This is a genomic window from Pectobacterium sp. A5351, from assembly GCF_028335745.1.
Taxonomy (GTDB): domain Bacteria; phylum Pseudomonadota; class Gammaproteobacteria; order Enterobacterales; family Enterobacteriaceae; genus Pectobacterium.
Genome location: NZ_CP116477.1, coordinates 3,906,598 through 3,925,516, shown reverse-complemented (window position 1 = coordinate 3,925,516; position 18,919 = coordinate 3,906,598). Strand labels below are relative to the sequence as shown.

Below are 18,919 nucleotides of genomic sequence, written 5' to 3'. Positions count from 1 at the left end.
TAAACCACGATGGCTTGACGATGAGATCGGTTCGATATGAACGACTCAGGGGCCGTGCCGAGAATCTATTAGAAGGCTAAGCAATAGCCAAGCCACATTTTACGTAAACTATTATTGATTATTTATTCATATAGTCCGCTTATTAATGAGTTTTGTTTTAGTCAAAATAAGGCAGATATGGCCTGCGGTAAAGCATTAAAGTGACATTTTGTAAGGGAGTATGTTCAAAATAGTGCATTGTTATGCTATTTGATAGTGCGTTGCATTATGATGGTGCATAACCGCTATCCGGTAGAACGGATAGCGGGTAAGCCGAGAGGCAGGGAGAGGATTATGCTGTCTGATCAGAGAACCAGCTCAATTTCTCCCGTAGTCCGACGACGCTGCCGATGATGATCAAACTTGGGCTGCTTGCCTGTTGTGCTAATTCGCTCAGTTGGGAGAGTTGTCCACTCAGAACGCGCTGTTTGGTTGAGGTGCCGTTTTCGATAATGGCAATAGGCACGGTTTCTGGTAGCTGCTGTTCGATCAGCTTGCTTTGAATGTACCCAGCCTGTTGAAGCCCCATGTAAAACACCAGCGTCTGTTTTTCCGCTGCGAGGCTGGACCAGTCCAGATCGTTGTCGTGCTTGACGTGTCCGGTGATCAGCCTGACGCCCTGCGAGTGATCGCGATGGGTGAGCGGGATACCGCTGTAGGCTGAACAGCCCGACGCGGCGGTAATACCGGGCACGACAGAGAACGGCACGCCCGCCTGTTGCAGATACTCCAGCTCTTCGGCACCACGGCCGAAGATAAAAGGGTCGCCGCCTTTCAGCCGGACGACGCGATGGCCAGCCCGCGCCTTTTCTTCCAGTAGCTGATTGATTTGCTCCTGAGGAACGCTGTGATAGCCAGATGATTTACCGACGAAGATGCGCTCGGCGTCGCGGCGTGACAGGTCGAGAATCTCTTTCGAGACCAGCCGATCGTAAACGACGATGTCGGCCTGTTGTAAATGCTGTAGGCCTTTCAACGTCAGTAATCCCGCGTCGCCCGGCCCAGCGCCGACCAGCGTCACTTCGCCTCGGTCATCCAGCGGGGCGGAAAAGAGCAGTTCCGTCAGCTGTTGAACGCTTTGGCTATTTTCATTGGCCAGCGCCTGCGCCAGCCGATCGTGGACGAAGAGTTTTTCCCAGAAGCGACGACGTGCGCTCATATTGCGGAACCGGCTTTTCACCCGGCTGCGCAGTTCGCCTGCGAATGTCGCCAGTTTACCGAGATGTTGCGGCAGAATACTTTCCAGCTTTTCCCGCAGCAGTCGTGCCAATACCGGCGCGGTACCGCCAGAAGACACGGCGACCATGAGTGGTGAACGGTCGATGATCGACGGCATAATGAAGCTGGCGCGTTCAGGTGAATCGACGACATTGCAGAAAATCCGGCGTTCGCTGGCGCTGGCATAGACATGGTTGTTGACGTCCTGATCGTCAGTGGCGGCAATCACCAGCCACACGTCGTCCAGTAACGTCGGATCGAAAGTGCCGTGTACCAGCGTTAATTGCGCGTCCTGCTCCCAGGCCCGAAATTGATCGTTAAAATCGAGTGCGTTGACGGTAATGATTGCACCAGCGTCCAACAACAGCCGGGCTTTGCGCTCGGCGATTTCACCCCCTCCCACCAATAGACAAGGTTTATCGTGTAGCTGACAGAATATTGGCAGGTAATCCATGTAACGCCTCTTGAACACGCAGATTTTCTTGAAAAATCAAATGGGGTTGTGCCCTGCGGCCACAGGGCATCGACCATTTCATTAAGGTAATGGTTGGCTATTATCAACCGCTATGTCATGGTCTGCGATGGATATTTGCACATTACCATTGGTGACCTGAGCATCGTACGCTGCAACAGAATAGGCTCCATCCTCCAGACAGAAGCCATCATAAAGGCGAAAATGTTGTTTTTTCAATGGGCTTGCTACCCAAAGCTCCTCATGATGTTCGGCCAGTATGCCACGGCTTAATACGCTAGCCTGCGCGAACGGATCGATATTGCTGATGGCGTAAACCTGCTCGTCGTTACGAGGCCGGAACACGGCGACCTGCTGCTGTTCGACGAGTGCGCAAACGCCAGTGCCGGGCAGAATGTCGTCTAACTTACATACTGTAGTCCACTGTCTCATGCGTTTTCCTCTTCTGGTTCAATCTGTTGCACAGGAATGCGCTCAACAGGGCGCGCCGGACGATGTTGTTGGCGTTCACTCACCATTTGCACGTTTGGATCACGTTCCGGGCTGTTAATGAAGTGGGCAAAGCGTTTCTGTGCTTCCGGGGCTGTCAGCGTCGCCTGCCATTCACAGACGTAGCCGTCGCGCAGCCGTGCGATATCGGCTTCAAGCTGATCGTTAATGCCCAGTTTGTCTTTCACAATCACGTTGCGCAGATAGTCGATGCCGCCTTCGAGGTTATCCAGCCAAACGGAGGTACGCTGGAGCTTATCGGCCGTGCGGATATAGAACATCATGAAGCGGTCCAGATAGCGGATTAAGGTCTCGCGATCTAAATCGGCTTCCAGAAGGTCGGCGTGGCGCGGCTTCATCCCGCCGTTGCCGCATACATAGAGGTTCCAGCCTTTTTCGGTGGCGATAATCCCCACGTCTTTACCCTGTGCTTCTGCACATTCCCGCGTACAGCCGGAGACGCCAAATTTCATTTTGTGCGGCGTGCGGATGCCTTTGTAGCGGTTTTCCAGCTCGACGCCAAAGCCTACGCTGTCGCCGACGCCAAAGCGGCACCAGGTGCTGCCGACGCAGGTTTTTGCCATGCGTAACGCCTTGGCGTAAGCATGGCCGGTTTCAAACCCGGCTTCGATGAGCTGGGCCCATACGTCCGGCAGATCGTCTTTCTGCACGCCAAATAGCGCCATGCGCTGGGAACCGGTCATTTTGGTGTACAGGCTATATTGCTTCGCGATGCGACCGATGGCGATCAGACCATCCGGCGTGATTTCCCCGCCTGCGGAGCGTGGGATCACGGAGTACGTTCCATCTTTCTGGATGTTGCCGAGGAAGTTATCGTTGGAATCCTGTAGTGGAGTGTGCTGTGGTTTGAGCACGTATTCATTCCAGCAGGAAGCCAGCAGGGACGCCGCTGTCGGTTTACAGACTTCACAGCCGTAGCCTGAGCCGTGTTTCTCCAGCAGCTGATCGAACGTTTTGATTTTCTCGATTTGGATCAGGTGGTATAACTCCTGACGCGAGTAGGCGAAGTGTTCGCACAGGTGATTATTGACTTCAATTCCCTGTTTGCTGAGTTCGGTGTTTAACACCTGTGTGATTAGCGGGATACAGCCGCCGCAGCCAGTGCCCGCTTTGGTGGTTTCCTTAATCGCCGCAACGGTGTGACAGCCGCCGTTAATCGCTTTGATGATGTCGCCTTTGGATACGTCGAAACAGGAGCAGATTTGGGCGCTTTCCGGTAACGCATCTACACCCAGCGTCGGTTTTGCATTGCCAGCCGTCGCAGGAAGAATCATCGCTTCGGGGGAATCCGGCAGCGGGATCTTGTTGAGCATGAATTGCAGCAGGTTGCCGTAATCCCGCGTGTCGCCGACCAGAACGGCACCGAGCAGCGTTTTATTGTCGGCGCTGACGATCAAACGTTTGTAGGTTTCTTTGTTTTCATCCAGCCACATGTAGCTGCGGGAGCCCGGTGTGTGGCCGTGTGCATCGCCAATTCCGCCGACATCGACGCCCATCAGCTTGAGCTTGGCGCTCATATCGGCGCCCTGGAATCGGTTTTCATGCCCTAACAGGTGGTCGACGGCCACCTGCGCCATCTTGTAGCCGGGCGCGACCAGACCGAATGGTCTGCCTTGCCAGGCGGCACATTCGCCGATGGCGTAGACATCGGGATCGGACGTCTGGCACCAGTCATTAATCGCGATACCGCCGCGTGGGCCAATTTCCAGCGCACACTGGCGCGCCAGTTTGTCCTGCGCGCGGATGCCGGTAGAGAACACGATAAAGTCGACTTCCAGCGTACTGCCATCGGCAAACACCATCGTCTTGCGGCTTTCCAGACCAGAATGCTGGATGGCCTGCGTATTCTTGCTGGTATGCACGCGCACACCCATGTTTTCAATCTTGCGTTGCAGCAGGGCGCCGCCCTGCGCATCCAACTGCTCGGCCATGAGTACGGGAGCGAACTCAATGACGTGCGTTTCCACGCCGAGGTGTTTCAGCGCGCCTGCCGCTTCCAGACCTAACAGCCCGCCGCCGATTACCGCACCGCGTTTGCTACGGCGGGCGCAGTTTTCGATGGCATTCAGATCTTCAATGGTGCGGTAGACGAAACAGTCTTGCCCGTTTGAGCCTTTAATGGCAGGGATCCAAGGATAAGAACCGGTTGCCATGATCAGCTTGTCGTAATACACGGTTCGGCCGGAATTGGAGTGAATCGCTTTTTCACTGCGGTTGATGGTGATGGCGCGTTCACCGAGCAGGACGTTAACACCATTTTTTTCATAGTAGCCTTCGCGTACTAAAGAAAGCTCTTCTACCGTGTGGTGCGCGAAGTAAGAAGAGAGGTGGACACGATCGTAGGCGACGCGGGGTTCTTCACAAAAAACGGTAATCTCGTAGGTGGACGTCGGGGTCTTATCCAGCAACTCTTCGATAAAACGGTGGCCGACCATCCCGTTACCGATAACAGCGAGTCTGACTTTGTTCATTTTTGCCTCAAAATTGCTTCTTCTGAGGTTACCTTATCGCTCTACAGAGGGCGCTTATTGATGTACATCAAATAGTCTTTTATATACTACTTTATGAGTATCTTTATGATTTTACTTATTTTTTATTAAGTGTTGGTTTTTGTTGGGGTTTTGGTGGCAGGAAAAAATGAGACCTATAGCACGCTTTTGGTCAGAAGCCGACTGATTAGCGGCCAATCCGGTATCAGAGTAATCGTCCCCCTCGTCAATCATTCGTTCTGCTGGATGCTTAAACATAAAACTAAGGGCCTATCTCAATAGGACTTTATTCCAGACGATAAGGCCACAGGCAAAATGCAACATGGCCTCGTAATTTTCAGACTTCTTTTCTCATCGGGTGAAGTCAGGGAAGATGATACTGCCAGCGACCCCGAGTTGGCGGGCATTGCGCGGCTGACAGAAAATCATTTTACTCTGTGGTAGGCCATTCGCTCACGCACGGCCAATGACGAAGGCTGCACCAGCTCATTAGTGCGTGATGATATGTGGGCAGGGGGCTTTGTTAACGGCAATTTCTTGTCATCCCTTTCATGCCGGAGACGGGTACAATGGTTTTTATCGCTTTAGCCCAAACAATAAGAAGGTATCGAAAAAAATTGCAGGTATTCATGCGAGTATGGAAAGAAAAAATAAATAATATGTTTATTATTTATCAATGGGTTAAGTAAAATATGCTGCTAATTATCGATAACTACGACTCCTTTACCTACAACCTTTACCAATACTTTTGTGAGCTTGGTGCGCAGGTTGTGGTGAAGCGTAATGATGAACTCACGCTGCGTGAGATTGAACAGCTTGCGCCTGAGCGATTGGTCATTTCACCGGGCCCTTGTACACCGGATGAGGCGGGTATTTCACTGGCTGCAATCCGTCACTTCGCCGATAAATTACCGATTCTGGGCGTATGCCTTGGCCATCAGGCGATGGGGCAGGCGTTCGGCGCGCGCGTGGTGCGGGCACGGCAGGTCATGCACGGGAAAACGTCTGCGATTGCGCACAGCAATACAGGCGTTTTTACGGGGCTAGCTCAGCCTTTGACGGTTACCCGCTATCATTCACTCATCATTGATTCCGCCTCTCTACCCGATTGCTTTGAGGTTACGGCCTGGAGCGAATCGGAAGGAAAACGTGACGAAATTATGGGAATCCGCCATCGCGTATTGCCGCTGGAGGGAGTGCAGTTTCATCCAGAAAGCATTCTCAGCCAGCAAGGGCATCAACTTTTGGATAATTTCCTTAAAATTTAGCCATATAGAGAGTTATTCTCTCCAATAGCCGATTTAATATTGCCTGTTATTGATTTTTTATGCATATTTATTGACTATATTTTCATTCCGATATGATGGACAGCAGAGTGAGGCAGCAAATGGCAGCAGAGCAGAAAGCAGTGACACGGGATACTCACGATAAAGTGATTTTGCCGGTTTATGCACCCGCGAAGTTTGTACCAGTGAAAGGTAAAGGGAGCCGCGTCTGGGATCAGGATGGCCGCGAGTATATTGATTTCTCTGGTGGCATTGCGGTTACGGCACTGGGTCACTGCCATCCTGCACTGGTGAACGCATTGCAGCAACAGGGTGAAAAGCTGTGGCACACCAGCAATATTTTCACCAACGAACCTGCGCTACGTCTCGCCAGCAAATTGATTGATGCCACTTTTGCCGATCGCGTGTTCTTTGTTAACTCCGGCGCTGAAGCTAACGAAGCGGCATTTAAACTGGCACGTCACTATGCGGTTAAACGTCATAGCCCGTATAAAACCAAGATCATTGCCTTCTACAATGCATTCCATGGCCGGACGCTGTTCACTGTCTCGGTTGGCGGACAGCCTAAATATGCCGATGGCTTCGGGCCTAAGCCGGCGGATATTGTCCATGTTCCTTTCAACGATTTGGCTGCGGTCAAAGCAGTGATGGACGATCACACCTGTGCCGTCGTGCTGGAGCCGATTCAGGGTGAGGGCGGCATTACGCCTGCTACGCCTGAGTTTTTGCAAGGTGTTCGCGAGCTGTGCAATCAACACAAGGCGCTGCTGGTATTTGATGAAGTGCAGAGTGGGATGGGTCGTACCGGTAAATTATTCAGCTATATGCATTACGGTATTACGCCGGATATTCTCACCACCGCTAAAGCGCTGGGCGGCGGTTTCCCGATTAGTGCGATGCTGACGACGGAAGAGATTGCCTCTGCGATGACGGTGGGGGTACACGGAACCACCTACGGCGGCAACCCGCTGGCCTGTGCGGTGGCGGAAGCGGCGCTGGATATCATCAATACGCCGGAAGTGCTGTCAGGTGTCGCAGATCGGCACGCTCGCTTTGTCAGTGAACTGGAGAAAATCAACCAGCAGTACGGCGTATTTGAGCAGGTTCGCGGTATGGGGCTGTTGTTGGGGGCAGAACTGAAATCGCAGTGGCATGGTCGTGCAGGCGAGTTTTTGGCTGCTGCAACGGCTCAGGGCCTGATGGTACTGATGGCAGGGCCGAACGTCATCCGCTTTGTGCCGTCTTTGATCATTGATGAAGACGACATTGTGCAGGGGATGGATAAGTTTGCAAAAGCCGTCGCACAGGTTGTTAACGCAGCAAACTGAGTGCGCTCTCAAAAGAGCAGCCATAAAAAAACGTAGGGAACGTTTTTCAACGTTGCGTCAGCAACGGCCCGAAGGGTGGCGAGCAGGAAGCTCGCCATAAAAAAAGCCTGAGGCCGAGGCTTCACGCTTTTTTATTGGTAGGGTACAGCGGCAGGGATTTAGCGAGTGCCGTAAACGACAATCGTTTTACCGTGCGCAGAGATCAGGTTCTGGTCTTCTAACATTTTCAGAATGCGGCCCACGGTTTCACGCGAGCAGCCAACGATTTGCCCAATTTCCTGACGAGTAATTTTTATTTGCATGCCATCTGGATGCGTCATGGCATCAGGTTGTTTGGCCAGGTTGAGTAGCGTTTGAGCAATACGGCCGGTCACATCAAGGAAGGCGAGGTTGCCGACTTTCTCTGAAGTAACCTGGAGTCTGCTTGCCATTTGCGCAGACAGACGCATGAGGATATCTGGGTTAACCTGAATGAGCTGGCGGAACTTTTTATAGGAAATTTCAGCCACTTCACAGGCGGTTTTTGCCCGCACCCAAGCGCTGCGTTCCTGACCTTCTTCAAACAGGCCGAGCTCGCCGATAAAATCGCCCTGATTGAGGTAGGAAAGGATCATTTCCTTGCCTTCTTCATCTTTGATTAGCACTGCGACAGAGCCTTTCACGATGTAGTAAAGCGTTTCTGCTTTTTCACCTTGGTGAATAAGCGTGCTCTTCGATGGATACTTGTGGATATGACAATGGGAAAGGAACCATTCGAGAGTTGGGTCTGTTTGCGGTTTGCCGAGAACCATTCGCTATCATCCTCTGTTGTAATTCACTGCGCAAATTACAGGGGTCAGAGTTCCCTGTACGGCGTGTTTAACTGCTAAAAAAAATAAAATTCAGTCTAGGCAGAATGACGTCAGGGAATATACTGGAACCACTGTACCCTTGATTTTCCGGTTGCTGCCTTGCCGCACCGTAAACGTGGCTGGGGTATGTCCGGCTACGTCATCATCTTCTTCGTTTCTGGGTTTGTCCAGAAAAGGTCTATTCTATTTTCGTTTTAACACAGCTTTAAGGACGTGTCTTGTGTTGTCTCGCTTCAGCATGACAAAGCTCTGATTAACGCTGGTTTTTGTACAGTAACGGTATAAATTTTCAAAAAATTTTTAGTGGAGAGGCACCATGCAGGCACGGGTAAAATGGGTTGAAGGCTTAACGTTTTTGGGCGAATCCGCGTCAGGGCACCAGATCTTGATGGACGGTAATTCCGGTGATAAAGCGCCCAGTCCGATGGAAATGGTGTTGATGTCTGTGGGGGGATGCAGCGCGATTGATGTGGTGTCGATTCTGCAAAAAGGCCGCAACGATGTGGCGGACTGCGAAGTGAAACTGACGTCAGAGCGCCGGTCTGACGCGCCGCGTTTATTTACCCATATCAATCTGCATTTTATCGTGACGGGAAAAGGGCTGACCGACAAAGCCGTTGAGCGAGCTGTCGCACTATCAGCGGAAAAATACTGCTCTGTGGCACTGATGCTGGGCAAAGCCGTTGAGGTAACGCACAGCCACGAAATTAGAGTGCTGGAATAATCCCTTTCTCTGGGTACTAATTCTGGTCACTTAAGCCTGTTATTAGCGGAAACACAGGGGGAGGTTCCCGCAGGGAGGCCTCACCCTGTGGTCGCCCGTATATCTCGATGCTTATTCGATGGTTTTCCCTTCAATTAACCGCTGCACCAGCGGTGCCATGATGAGCTCCATCGCCAGCCCCATTTTCCCGCCGGGAACGACCAACGTGTTGATGTGGGAGATAAACGATCCCTGCAACATGGCCAGCAGATAGGGGTAATCAATATTATCCAACCCCTGAAAGTGAATAACGACGAAGCTTTCATCCAGTGACGGGATCGATTTGGCAGCAAACGGGTTGGAGGTGTCCACGGTGGGTACGCGCTGGAAGTTGATGTGCGTACGAGAGAACTGCGGGGTGATGTAGGTGATGTAGTCTTCCATCGAACGGACGACGGAATCCATCACCGCTTCACGCGAGTGACCACGTTCATTGACATCACGAATCAGCTTTTGGATCCATTCCAGGTTGACGATCGGCACCACGCCGACGAGCAAATCGACATGCTGTGCCACGTCGTTTTGCTCGGTGACCACACCGCCGTGCAGCCCTTCATAAAACAGAATGTCGGTGGGTTCCGGCATCGGCTCCCACGGCGTGAAGGTTCCGGGAACCTGATTATAGGGAATCGCTTCATCGTAAGTATGAAGGTATTTACGCGTCTGACCGCGGCCGTGCAGGCCATATTCGATAAACGACTGTTCCAGCAGGCTGAAGTCATTCGCTTCCGGGCCGAAGTAGCTGATGTGGCGTCCTAAATCACGTGCTTTGCGAATGGCCATATCCATTTCTGGGCGGGTATAGCGGTGAAAACTGTCCCCTTCCAGCTGGGCGGCTCGCAGGTCAAGCTGCTGAAAAATCTTACGGAAGGCCAGGCTGGTTGTCGTTGTTCCCGCCCCGCTGGAGCCGGTAACCGCAATAATCGGATGCTGATGTGACATAAGGCGCGTAACTCCGTGATCGCGATGCCCGCATCGGCTGAGAGCCTGCGCGCATCCTCAAAAATGACGTAAGTTTTTATCATTGTTAGCATGTTTGACGCGTTCTTTCACGACTTTCGGCGTGCTCAATAAGGAGCATGTCCTCCAGAATTGAGCTGGTTGCGGGACATGATATTGAGAGTTTCATGTAACTCAGACCACACCAACACCACCTCGCCCGATTTGAGCTGGCTGCGAATATCTTCCACTTTCTGCGCCAGCGAATGTTCCTGTTCGCCGTAATCGGTACCTTCCCGCAGGACGAAAGATTCGATGATGTTATCCAGCGTTTCTGGATCGAGCTGTTGCCAGGGAATAATCACGCTATTCCTCCTGAATAAGAGGTTCCTGAGTGAAAGGTTCCTGAAGAATCGGTGGCGTGGTCCAAAAATGGGCTAAGCCAGTTAGGAATGCGCTGTTCCAGCCACATTTCCGGTTTCAGCAACGTGCCACCGACGAAGCCAACATGTCCACCGTGTTCCGTTAGCTGATATTCAATAGTAGACGGTAACTGCGACAAATCGGGAATCACCTCTGATGTCATGAAAGGATCGTCCTTCGCATGGATGATGAGCAGCGGTTTGCGTATCTGAGGTAACAGCGGCAGGGCGCTACAGCGTCGATAATAGTCGGCCGCATCGCGGAAGCCGTGGATACGTGAAGTAATAACGTCATCAAACTCTCGCAGTTGGCGGATTCGCTTCAACTGTGGCAACTGAATCGGCAGCGTGTCTGGATAAGCTGCTAGTTTGCGTCGGGCGTTTTGTTTCAACAGTCGCAGAAGATAGTGCTGATAGACACGGGAGAAGCCTTGCTCCATTCGACGGCTACAGGGTTCGAGCATCAATGGCGCGGAAACAACCACGGCAGCGGACAAAGAACAGGCTTCACCCTGCTGTGCGAGCAGATATGCCAGCATGTTGCCGCCAAGCGAGACGCCGATGGCGGCGGTAGGTACCTCGCCCAGCGTCTCTTGCATCCAGTGCAGAAAATAGCTGGCATCACTGGTTTCACCAGAGTGATAAATACGCTTCATTCGGTTGGGCTTACCGCTGCATCCACGAAAATGCATGATGACGGCTAGCCAACCGCGCTGTCTACAGGCATGTAACAGGCCGTGAGCGTAAGGGCTGTGGAAGCTGCCTTCCAGCCCGTGAAACAGCACCACTCGCGGTTTGTGCCGCGCCTGTTCAGGCGCTTCGCTCCACGCCAGATCGACGAAATCGCCGTCCGGTAATTCGAGCGCTTGCCAGACTGGCAAGAACTGCGCGTGACGGCGAATCAGGCGCGGTAATAGCGTTTGCAGATGTGGGTTACGAGCGCCGCTCAGCGGACGAAAATGGTCATGCATAAAGGATATGAAAATCTTGTTGTTGGCTCTTGTACGATCAATATCACACTGTTAGCTTCAATGCTGCCAGTTGGTACGATATTTGGGTCAGGAGCGCCCACAAATAATGGAGCTGAGTTTATTTCTGTCGATGTTGGGTTTTTTGTGGGTGGCGGCCATCACGCCGGGGCCGAATAATATGCTGTTGACCACCTCGGGCGCGAATTTTGGCTTTATGCGTTCGCTGTGGCTGATGATTGGCATCATGCTGGGCATGCAAAGCATTTTGTTGCTGGTGGCATTCGGTGTCGGTGGTTTGATTCTGATTTACCCTGCGCTGCACGTTATCCTGAAAGTTCTCGGTAGCGCCTATCTGCTCTGGCTGGCGTGGAAAATCGCCACGGCGGCTTACGAACGGCTGGAAACGTCCGTTGCGCCGCCCCAGCCGATCCGGCTTTATCAAGGGTGGTTGCTGCAATTCCTGAACCCGAAAGCGTGGCTCATGGCGCTGGGCGCGGTGGCCAGTTTTAGTCTGGCGGGTGAAGAGTATAACCATTCTGTGATCGCGATAAGCATCGGGATTGTGCTGGTGAATCTGGTGTCCGGTGTTATCTGGCTCGGATTCGGCACGATGATTGGGCGACTGCTGCGCAGTAAGAAGGCGTGGATTATCTTTAATGTGTCAATGGGACTGCTGACCGCCGCCTGCGTGTTGTTGATTTGGCATTAATGCTTCGTTGATAACGTCGCGAGCAGTTTTCCGCTCGCGACGTCTTTCAGGGCACAAATCTTAAAGCGAATCGCTCTGCATCATTTGCTCTAGCTGTTCCTGCGCATCCAGCCAGGACATTTCCGTTTCTTCCAGCTCGATTTTGACTTTGGTTTGCTGTTGCAGGCAGTCGGTGAGTTCGGCCTTGCGGCTGATGTCGTAGATTGCGCTGTCCGCCAGTCGGGCTTCAAGCGCTGCCAGCGTTTCACCCAGCTTTTCCATCTGCTGTTCAAACTTAGCGATCTGTTTGCGCAGTGGCTGGGTTTGTGTTCTCAACTCGGCTTCGCGACGTTTCTGATCTTTTCTGCCCTGCGCGCTGTTGGTCGTATTTTCTTTTGGTGTTTCAGCCGCTGCATTTTCCTGACGTTGCAGGCTAACCAGCCACTGTTGGTAATCTTCCAAATCGCCGTCGAACGGCTCTACTTTTTGGTCGTGTACCAGATAGAGATCGTCGGTAGTCGAACGGATCAGGTGTCGATCGTGCGAGACAACAACCAGCGCGCCTTCAAAATCGATTAACGCTTCAGTCAACGCCTGACGCATATCCAGATCGAGGTGGTTGGTCGGTTCGTCGAGCAGCAGGAGATTCGGACGCTGCCAGACGATCAGCGCCAGCACCAGACGGGCTTTTTCGCCGCCGGAGAAACGTTCGGTGATCTCGGTGACTTTATCGCCCTGAAAACCGAAACCGCCGAGGTAATCACGTAGCTGCTGTTCCGTTTCCCGCTCTGCCAGACGTACCAGATGCTGCAAGGGCGACTCGTCCGCACGCAGAAACTCTAACTGGTGCTGAGCGAAATAACCGAGCTTCACGCCTTTTGCCAGCCCGATTTCCCCTTTCAACGGGGCAAGTGACCCAGCAAGCAATTTGATCAGCGTGGATTTACCCGCGCCGTTATGGCCGAGCAGTCCGATGCGGGAACCCGGTACTAAATTGAGTTTAATCGATTCCAGAATCAGCTTGTCGCCATAGCCTGCGCTGACCTTTTCCATCTTCATGAGTGGATTGGGCAACGATTCCGGGGCACGAAAGCTGAAGCGGAAAGGATTATCGACATGCGCGGGCGCAATCAGCTCCATGCGTTCCAGCATTTTTATCCTGCTTTGCGCCTGCTTGGCTTTGGTCGCTTTCGCGCGGAAGCGGTCAATATAGTGTTGCAGATGTGCGACGCGTTCCTGCTGATGCTCATAAAGTGACTGCTGCTGTGCAAGACGGGTGGCGCGCTGGCGTTCAAACGAGGAGTAGTTACCGGTGTACTCGTTGAGCGACTGCTGCTCGATGTGCAGAATCTTGGTCACCACCGGATCGAGGAAATCGCGGTCGTGCGAGATAAGAACCAGCGTGCCAGTGTAGTTTTTCAGCCACTTTTCCAGCCAGATGACGGCATCCAGATCGAGGTGGTTGGTGGGTTCATCCAGCAGCAGCAGGTCTGAACGACAGATCAGCGCCTGTGCCAGATTCAGGCGCATCCGCCAGCCGCCGGAAAAAGCGCTGACAGGCTGCTGTAATTGTGACTGAGAAAACCCTAGTCCGTTGAGCAGGCTCGAGGCTCTGGCCTGAATCGTCCAGGCCTGAATCGCATCCAGTTTGCCGTGTAGCGTGGCGATGGCGTTGCCGTCGTTCTCTTCGTTGGCGGTATGCAACGCGGCTTCCAGTTGGCGAAACTCGCGGTCGCCGTCAATCACGTAGTCCAGCGCGGGTTTGTCCAATGCCGGTGTTTCCTGATTAACCCAGGCCAGCGACCAGTTTTGCGGGAATGTCGCGCTGCCGCCGTCGGCGCTGATTTCACCTTTCAGTAAGGACAGCAGGGTAGATTTACCACAGCCGTTCTTGCCAACCAGACCGACTTTCTGGCCGGGATTAACCGTTGCTGTCGCGTTGTCGATCAGAACGCGCACACCACGTCGAATTTGCAGCGAAGAGAAAACAATCATAAAGCGCCGTATGTTCAGAGTATGTTAAATTATGGACATATCAGGACACGCGGTGTCCTGTTTTTAGTCGTTGCGCAGCATGGTAACGGAAAACAATTATCATGACGACGCTTTGGAGGGGAATGATGTCGCAGCCACCGAAGATTTTGCTGCTGTATGCCCATCCGGAACCACAGGATTCGGTGGCAAACCGGATCTTATTGCAACCGGCGCAGCAGTTGGCGAATGTAACCGTGCACGATCTTTACGCGCACTATCCTGATTTTTTTATCGATATTCATCATGAACAACAGCTGCTGCGTGAGCATCAGGTCATTGTTTTCCAACATCCATTTTATACCTACAGCTGTCCGGCTTTGCTGAAAGAGTGGCTCGATAGGGTGCTATCCCGCGGCTTTGCCAATGGGATTGGCGGTAATGCGCTGGCGGGGAAATACTGGCGCTCGGTGATTACGACCGGTGAACCGGAAGATGCCTATCATCCTGACGGGAGTAATCGCTACTCGATGGAAGAGTTGCTACGTCCGTTTGAGCTAACGGCAGCCATGTGCCGTATGCATTGGATGCACCCCATGATTGTTTACTGGGCGCGCCGTTTACAGCCCGATGTGTTGTCGAGTCAAGCCAAAGCTTACGGTGAATGGCTATCCTCCCCTTTACCTGAAGAGGAACGCTAATATGGAGAGTTCCGCGCTACTGACCGCTGGAGTCTTGTTTTTGTTTGTGGCGGTCGTAGCCGTACCGATTGCTGCCCGACTAGGAATTGGCGCTGTACTGGGCTATTTGATCGCCGGGATCGCCATTGGCCCGTGGGGTCTTGGCTTTATCCGTGATGTGGAAGCGATTCTGCATTTCTCGGAGCTGGGTGTCGTTTTCCTGATGTTCATCATCGGTCTGGAGTTGAATCCCTCTAAGCTCTGGACGCTGCGCCGCTCGATTTTTGGCGTGGGGGCCGCGCAGGTTGGCCTGAGTGCGCTGCTTTTAGGCGGTGCCTTGTATCTGACTGACTTTTCGTGGCAGTCCGCGCTGATTGGTGGCGTCGGGCTGGCGATGTCATCGACGGCCATGGCGCTACAGTTGATGCGTGAAAAGGGCATGAACCGTAGCGAGTCCGGGCAGCTTGGCTTCTCTGTCCTGCTGTTTCAGGATTTGGCTGTGATTCCTGCATTGGCGTTGATTCCGATTTTGGCGGGTGTGCAGGGCGATTTCGGGGATTGGGAACGGATTGGTCTGAAGGTCGCTGCGTTTCTCGGTATGTTAATCGGTGGCCGCTATCTGGTGCGTCCGCTGTTCCGCTTTATCGCGGCATCCGGCGTACGTGAGGTGTTTACTGCCGCCGCGTTGTTGCTGGTGCTCGGCTCGGCGCTGTTTATGGAAACGCTGGGGCTTTCCATGGCGCTAGGGACTTTTATCGCCGGTATTTTGCTGGCGGAAAGCGAGTATCGGCATGAGTTGGAAATTGCTATCGAACCGTTCAAAGGCTTGTTGCTGGGCCTGTTCTTTATTTCGGTGGGGATGGCGCTGAATCTCGGCATCCTCTACACCCACATTGTGAAGATTATGGTTGCGGTGCTGGTGCTGGTGGCAGTGAAAGCGGCTGTACTGTATTTCCTTGCGCGGGTTAACCGGATGCGCCGCTCCGAGCGCTTGCAGTTTGCCGGCGTGCTGAGTCAGGGCGGCGAGTTCGCTTTCGTCCTGTTTTCCGCTGCGGCGTCATTCAACGTATTGAAAGGCGAACAGTTGCCGCTGTTGCTGGTGACGGTGACCTTATCGATGATGACGACGCCGTTGCTGATGCAGGTGATCGACCGCATTCTGGCGCGTCGTTATAACGTGCAGGATGTACCGGATGAGAAACCGTATGTCGAGGATGACGAGCCACAGGTGATTGTGGTGGGGTTCGGCCGTTTCGGACAGGTGATCAGCCGCTTGCTCATGGCGAACAAAATGCGGATTACGGTTTTGGAACGTGACATCAGCGCCGTGAGCCTGATGCGCAGCTATGGCTATAAGGTTTACTATGGCGATGCCACAGAGCTGGAACTGCTGCGTTCGGCGGGTGCGGATAAAGCGCGCTCAATCGTGATCACCTGTAATGCGCCGGAAGATACGATGGAGATTGTGCACCTTTGTCAGCAGCATTTTCCGAATCTGGAAATTCTGGCGCGGGCGCGCGGACGTGTTGAAGCCCATGAACTGTTGCAGACGGGCGTAAGACACTTTTCGCGTGAAACCTTTTCCAGCGCGTTAGAGCTAGGGCGGAAAACGCTGGTGACGCTGGGTATGCACCCCCATCAGGCGATGCGTGCGCAACAGCACTTCCGCCGTCTGGATATGCGTATGCTGCGTGAGCTGGTGCCGCAACTGACGGGAGATGTTGCACAAATCTCCCGTGTGAAAGAGGCGCGACGCGAGCTGGAGGATATTTTCCAGCGAGAAATGCAACGTGAGCGGCGTCGGCCTAGTGTATGGGATGAGGACGACGAGTAAGCACCAATAACGCCTACCGGAATAGGTTCTGGGTGCTGGAACGGAGATGAATGGGAGTTATTATGCGTAAACGCTTTATTGCAGGAGCCGTGTGCCCGACGTGTCAGGCGCAGGACACGCTGGCGGTTGGACGAGAGGATCACGTCGAGGTGGTCGTGTGCGTGAAGTGCGGATATCGCCAGAGCCAGACTGAAGAACCTGCGACGGTATCTGCCCCGCAGGCTAACGAGATCATCGGGATCTTCCGGCCTGAATGAGGGAGACGTGTCCATGATGGCATTGTCATCAACCGTCGACGTTTTTTGATTCCGGACGGTACATAGGGACATTTTTCAGCTACAATTTGCGCCAGTTTGATTTCCAACGGTAGGAGATATCATGAAAGTAGCAAAAGATCTGGTGGTCAGCCTGGCCTATCAGGTACGTACAGAAGACGGTGTGTTGGTTGATGAGTCTCCGGTGAGCGCGCCGTTGGACTATCTGCATGGTCACGGTTCCCTGATTTCTGGTTTGGAAAAAGCCTTGGAAGGCCGTGAAGCTGGCGCGAAGTTTGATGTGAACATTGGTTCCAGCGACGCTTACGGCAACTATGATGAAAATCTGGTTCAGCGCGTACCGAAAGATGTCTTTATGGGTGTTGACGAGCTGCAGGTTGGCATGCGTTTCCTGGCTGAGACCGATCAGGGTCCAGTACCCGTTGAAATCACCGAAGTTGAAGATGACCACGTTGTTGTTGACGGCAACCACATGCTGGCAGGCCAGAACCTGAGCTTCAATGTTGAAGTTGTTGCTATCCGCGAAGCAACGGAAGAAGAGCTGGCGCACGGTCACGTTCACGGTGAGCACGATCATGAACACGGCGACGGCTGCTGTGGCGGTCACGGCCATGACCATGACCACGGCCATGAGCACGGTAAAGGCGGCTGCGGTGGCCACGGTGGATGCGGCTGCCACTAATTTAGCCGTAGCGCACAAAAAAAAACCTCAGGTTGATGATTATCACCTGAGGTTTTTTATATCTGGCCCGTCTTGAGCGCTGATACAACGAGGTGCAGATCTTAATAATGCGGCGGCGGCGTTTCTTCCGACTGAGGGGCAACAAGCGACGTTTGCTGGTTGCGAACCCTGTCGGTGAGTAGACGCACATGCTCGCGCAGGCGGCTAATTTCCCGCTCGTGTTGAATAACCGTTTGGTTAAGCTCTTCGATGGCGACTTCCTGGAAAGCCTGTCGGCTTTCCAACTGTTCGAGTCGTTCTTCAAGGGCTGATGGTGACATCGCGATTCCTCTTACTTCTTGTTACCCATGAGTTTGTCAGAAAGTGGAAACTTCTGGTAGTAAAAATGGTCGCAGTAGGGCGCAATGCACCATCCTGAGTGGGGCGTATTGTTGCCAGATGGCCTTAGGACGACACAAATGATGCCGGAAAAGCTTCCTGACGTTTTTTATCAAAGGATTGTCGAGTGCGTCGTTGTGTTGTCTTCGTCCGCACAGTTATAGTAGGCGCGAATGTATTTTAATGATGGCTGGGGCACGTCGCTCCAGATGCTGGAGAAATGGATGAAATCACTGTTTAAAGTAACGCTGTTAGCAACAACGATGGCTCTGGCTCTGAACGCAGGCCAGGTTCTGGCGGCAGACAAGGCGCAGGCGTCTGACAATACTGCGGCAGCCAAATTCAAGAACGATGAGCAGGCAGCGGCTTATGCGTTAGGTGCATCTTTAGGGCGTTACATGGATAACTCTCTGAAAGAACAAGAAAAATTAGGTATCAAACTGGATAAAGAGCAGTTGATTGCCGGCGTGCAAGATGCGTTTGCTGACAAGAGCAAGTTGACTGACGAAGAAATCGAGAAAACACTGCAAGGTTTTGAAGGCAAAGTTAAAGCTGCCGCTGAAGCCAAAATGAAGCAAGATGCGAAAGATAATGCGGACAAAGGTGCCAAGTATCTTGAGTCCTTCGCTAAAGAAAAAGACGTGAAGAAAACTGCATCTGGCCTTCTGTATCAGGTTGAGAAAGAAGGTAGCGGCAATGCGCCGAAAGATAGCGATACCGTGGTGGTTAACTACAAAGGTACGCTGGTTGACGGTAGCGAGTTCGATAACTCCTACAAACGTGGCGAGCCGCTTTCTTTCCGTCTGGACGGTGTAATTCCTGGCTGGACCGAAGGCCTGAAACACGTTAAGAAAGGCGGCAAAATCAAGCTGGCTATCCCGCCTGCACTGGCCTATGGCGAAAATGGCGTGCCTGGCATCCCGGCTAACTCTACGCTGGTGTTCGACGTTGAACTGCTGGACATTAAATCCGAAGCTGATCTGAAAGCCGCGGATGATGCGAAAGCTGAAAAACCAGCAGCCGAAGAGAAAGCGGCTAAATAAGCTTCGCGATAATAATGAGATAACCGCAGGTTTCGGCCTGCGGTTTTTTTTTGCTTCAAAACAATTGCCTGCGATCTCAT

Annotated in this window: 18 protein-coding genes; 9 read left to right on the top strand and 9 right to left on the bottom strand. The window is 52.8% G+C overall.

Translation table 11 applies throughout. From position 1 onward, the window contains the following. Positions 1-331: 331 nt before the first annotated feature. The 3 genes from cysG to nirB all read right to left on the bottom strand — a co-directional run bounded on the left by cysG (position 332) and on the right by nirB (position 4,710). Positions 332-1,711: a siroheme synthase CysG gene (gene cysG / locus O1Q74_RS18115; protein WP_271874904.1), complete on the bottom strand. Its 1,380-nt coding sequence runs from the start codon at positions 1,709-1,711 to the stop codon at positions 332-334. Positions 1,712-1,792: 81 nt separating this feature from the next. Then, positions 1,793-2,161, bottom strand: coding sequence for a nitrite reductase small subunit NirD (gene nirD, locus O1Q74_RS18110; RefSeq protein WP_271874903.1), 369 nt, complete (start codon positions 2,159-2,161; stop codon positions 1,793-1,795). Then, complete coding sequence (gene nirB, locus O1Q74_RS18105; protein ID WP_271874902.1) at positions 2,158-4,710, bottom strand: nitrite reductase large subunit NirB; 2,553 nt, start codon at positions 4,708-4,710, stop codon at positions 2,158-2,160. The genes nirD and nirB overlap by 4 nt, the downstream gene beginning before the upstream one ends. 710 nt (positions 4,711-5,420) lie before the next feature. Here nirB and O1Q74_RS18095 point away from each other — a divergent pair. Together O1Q74_RS18095 and argD are read left to right on the top strand one after the other, a co-directional pair. Further along, positions 5,421-5,996 (top strand): aminodeoxychorismate synthase component II, encoded by a 576-nt coding sequence (locus O1Q74_RS18095; protein ID WP_271874901.1) that lies wholly within the window; start codon positions 5,421-5,423, stop codon positions 5,994-5,996. A gap of 119 nt (positions 5,997-6,115) precedes the next feature. Continuing rightward, on the top strand, positions 6,116-7,342 hold the full coding sequence (gene argD / locus O1Q74_RS18090; RefSeq protein WP_271874900.1) for a bifunctional acetylornithine/succinyldiaminopimelate transaminase: 1,227 nt from the start codon (positions 6,116-6,118) through the stop codon (positions 7,340-7,342). Between the two features lie 158 nt (positions 7,343-7,500). Here the strand turns inward: argD and crp are convergent, their stop codons facing one another. After that, a complete protein-coding gene (gene crp, locus O1Q74_RS18085; protein WP_004090925.1) occupies positions 7,501-8,133 on the bottom strand; it encodes a cAMP-activated global transcriptional regulator CRP in 633 nt (210 codons plus the stop codon). Positions 8,134-8,509: 376 nt separating this feature from the next. Between crp and O1Q74_RS18080 the strand changes: the two genes are divergently transcribed. Then, complete coding sequence (locus O1Q74_RS18080) at positions 8,510-8,917, top strand: OsmC family protein (protein WP_039466366.1); 408 nt, start codon at positions 8,510-8,512, stop codon at positions 8,915-8,917. A gap of 111 nt (positions 8,918-9,028) precedes the next feature. Here the strand turns inward: O1Q74_RS18080 and O1Q74_RS18075 are convergent, their stop codons facing one another. From O1Q74_RS18075 to O1Q74_RS18065, 3 genes are all read right to left on the bottom strand, one after another. Next, positions 9,029-9,898: a phosphoribulokinase gene (locus tag O1Q74_RS18075; RefSeq protein WP_271874899.1), complete on the bottom strand. Its 870-nt coding sequence runs from the start codon at positions 9,896-9,898 to the stop codon at positions 9,029-9,031. Between the two features lie 125 nt (positions 9,899-10,023). After that, complete coding sequence (locus O1Q74_RS18070; RefSeq protein WP_271874898.1) at positions 10,024-10,260, bottom strand: YheU family protein; 237 nt, start codon at positions 10,258-10,260, stop codon at positions 10,024-10,026. Further along, entirely contained in the window at positions 10,257-11,288 is a 1,032-nt protein-coding gene (locus tag O1Q74_RS18065) for a hydrolase (RefSeq protein ID WP_271874897.1), read from the bottom strand. The genes O1Q74_RS18070 and O1Q74_RS18065 overlap by 4 nt, the downstream gene beginning before the upstream one ends. Positions 11,289-11,394: 106 nt before the next feature. On the opposite strand from O1Q74_RS18065, the gene O1Q74_RS18060 reads away from it, so the two are divergent. Then, positions 11,395-11,997: a LysE family translocator gene (locus O1Q74_RS18060; protein WP_271874896.1), complete on the top strand. Its 603-nt coding sequence runs from the start codon at positions 11,395-11,397 to the stop codon at positions 11,995-11,997. 60 nt (positions 11,998-12,057) lie between these two features. Here O1Q74_RS18060 and O1Q74_RS18055 read toward each other — a convergent pair whose 3' ends face one another. Beyond that, positions 12,058-13,971, bottom strand: a complete 1,914-nt coding sequence (locus tag O1Q74_RS18055) for an ABC transporter ATP-binding protein (RefSeq protein ID WP_271874895.1) — start codon at positions 13,969-13,971, stop codon at positions 12,058-12,060. A 125-nt stretch (positions 13,972-14,096) separates the two neighbouring features. Here O1Q74_RS18055 and kefG point away from each other — a divergent pair, with 125 nt between their 5' ends. From kefG to slyD, 4 genes are all read left to right on the top strand, one after another. Then, positions 14,097-14,648, top strand: coding sequence for a glutathione-regulated potassium-efflux system ancillary protein KefG (kefG, locus tag O1Q74_RS18050; protein ID WP_271878984.1), 552 nt, complete (start codon positions 14,097-14,099; stop codon positions 14,646-14,648). 1 nt (position 14,649) lies between these two features. Then, positions 14,650-16,461: a glutathione-regulated potassium-efflux system protein KefB gene (gene kefB / locus O1Q74_RS18045; RefSeq protein WP_271874894.1), complete on the top strand. Its 1,812-nt coding sequence runs from the start codon at positions 14,650-14,652 to the stop codon at positions 16,459-16,461. Between the two features lie 62 nt (positions 16,462-16,523). Beyond that, positions 16,524-16,718, top strand: a complete 195-nt coding sequence (locus tag O1Q74_RS18040; RefSeq protein ID WP_271874893.1) for a YheV family putative zinc ribbon protein — start codon at positions 16,524-16,526, stop codon at positions 16,716-16,718. A 121-nt stretch (positions 16,719-16,839) separates the two neighbouring features. After that, positions 16,840-17,418: a peptidylprolyl isomerase gene (gene slyD / locus O1Q74_RS18035; protein WP_271874892.1), complete on the top strand. Its 579-nt coding sequence runs from the start codon at positions 16,840-16,842 to the stop codon at positions 17,416-17,418. A 101-nt stretch (positions 17,419-17,519) separates the two neighbouring features. On the opposite strand, the gene O1Q74_RS18030 is transcribed toward slyD, so the two are convergent. Further along, a complete protein-coding gene (locus tag O1Q74_RS18030) occupies positions 17,520-17,738 on the bottom strand; it encodes a protein SlyX (RefSeq protein ID WP_271874891.1) in 219 nt (72 codons plus the stop codon). Positions 17,739-18,020: 282 nt separating this feature from the next. On the opposite strand from O1Q74_RS18030, the gene fkpA reads away from it, so the two are divergent. Continuing rightward, positions 18,021-18,839 carry an FKBP-type peptidyl-prolyl cis-trans isomerase gene (gene fkpA / locus O1Q74_RS18025; RefSeq protein WP_271874890.1) on the top strand — a complete coding sequence of 273 codons (819 nt, stop codon included), beginning with the start codon at positions 18,021-18,023 and terminating at the stop codon, positions 18,837-18,839. The last annotated feature ends 80 nt before the right edge of the window (positions 18,840-18,919 follow it).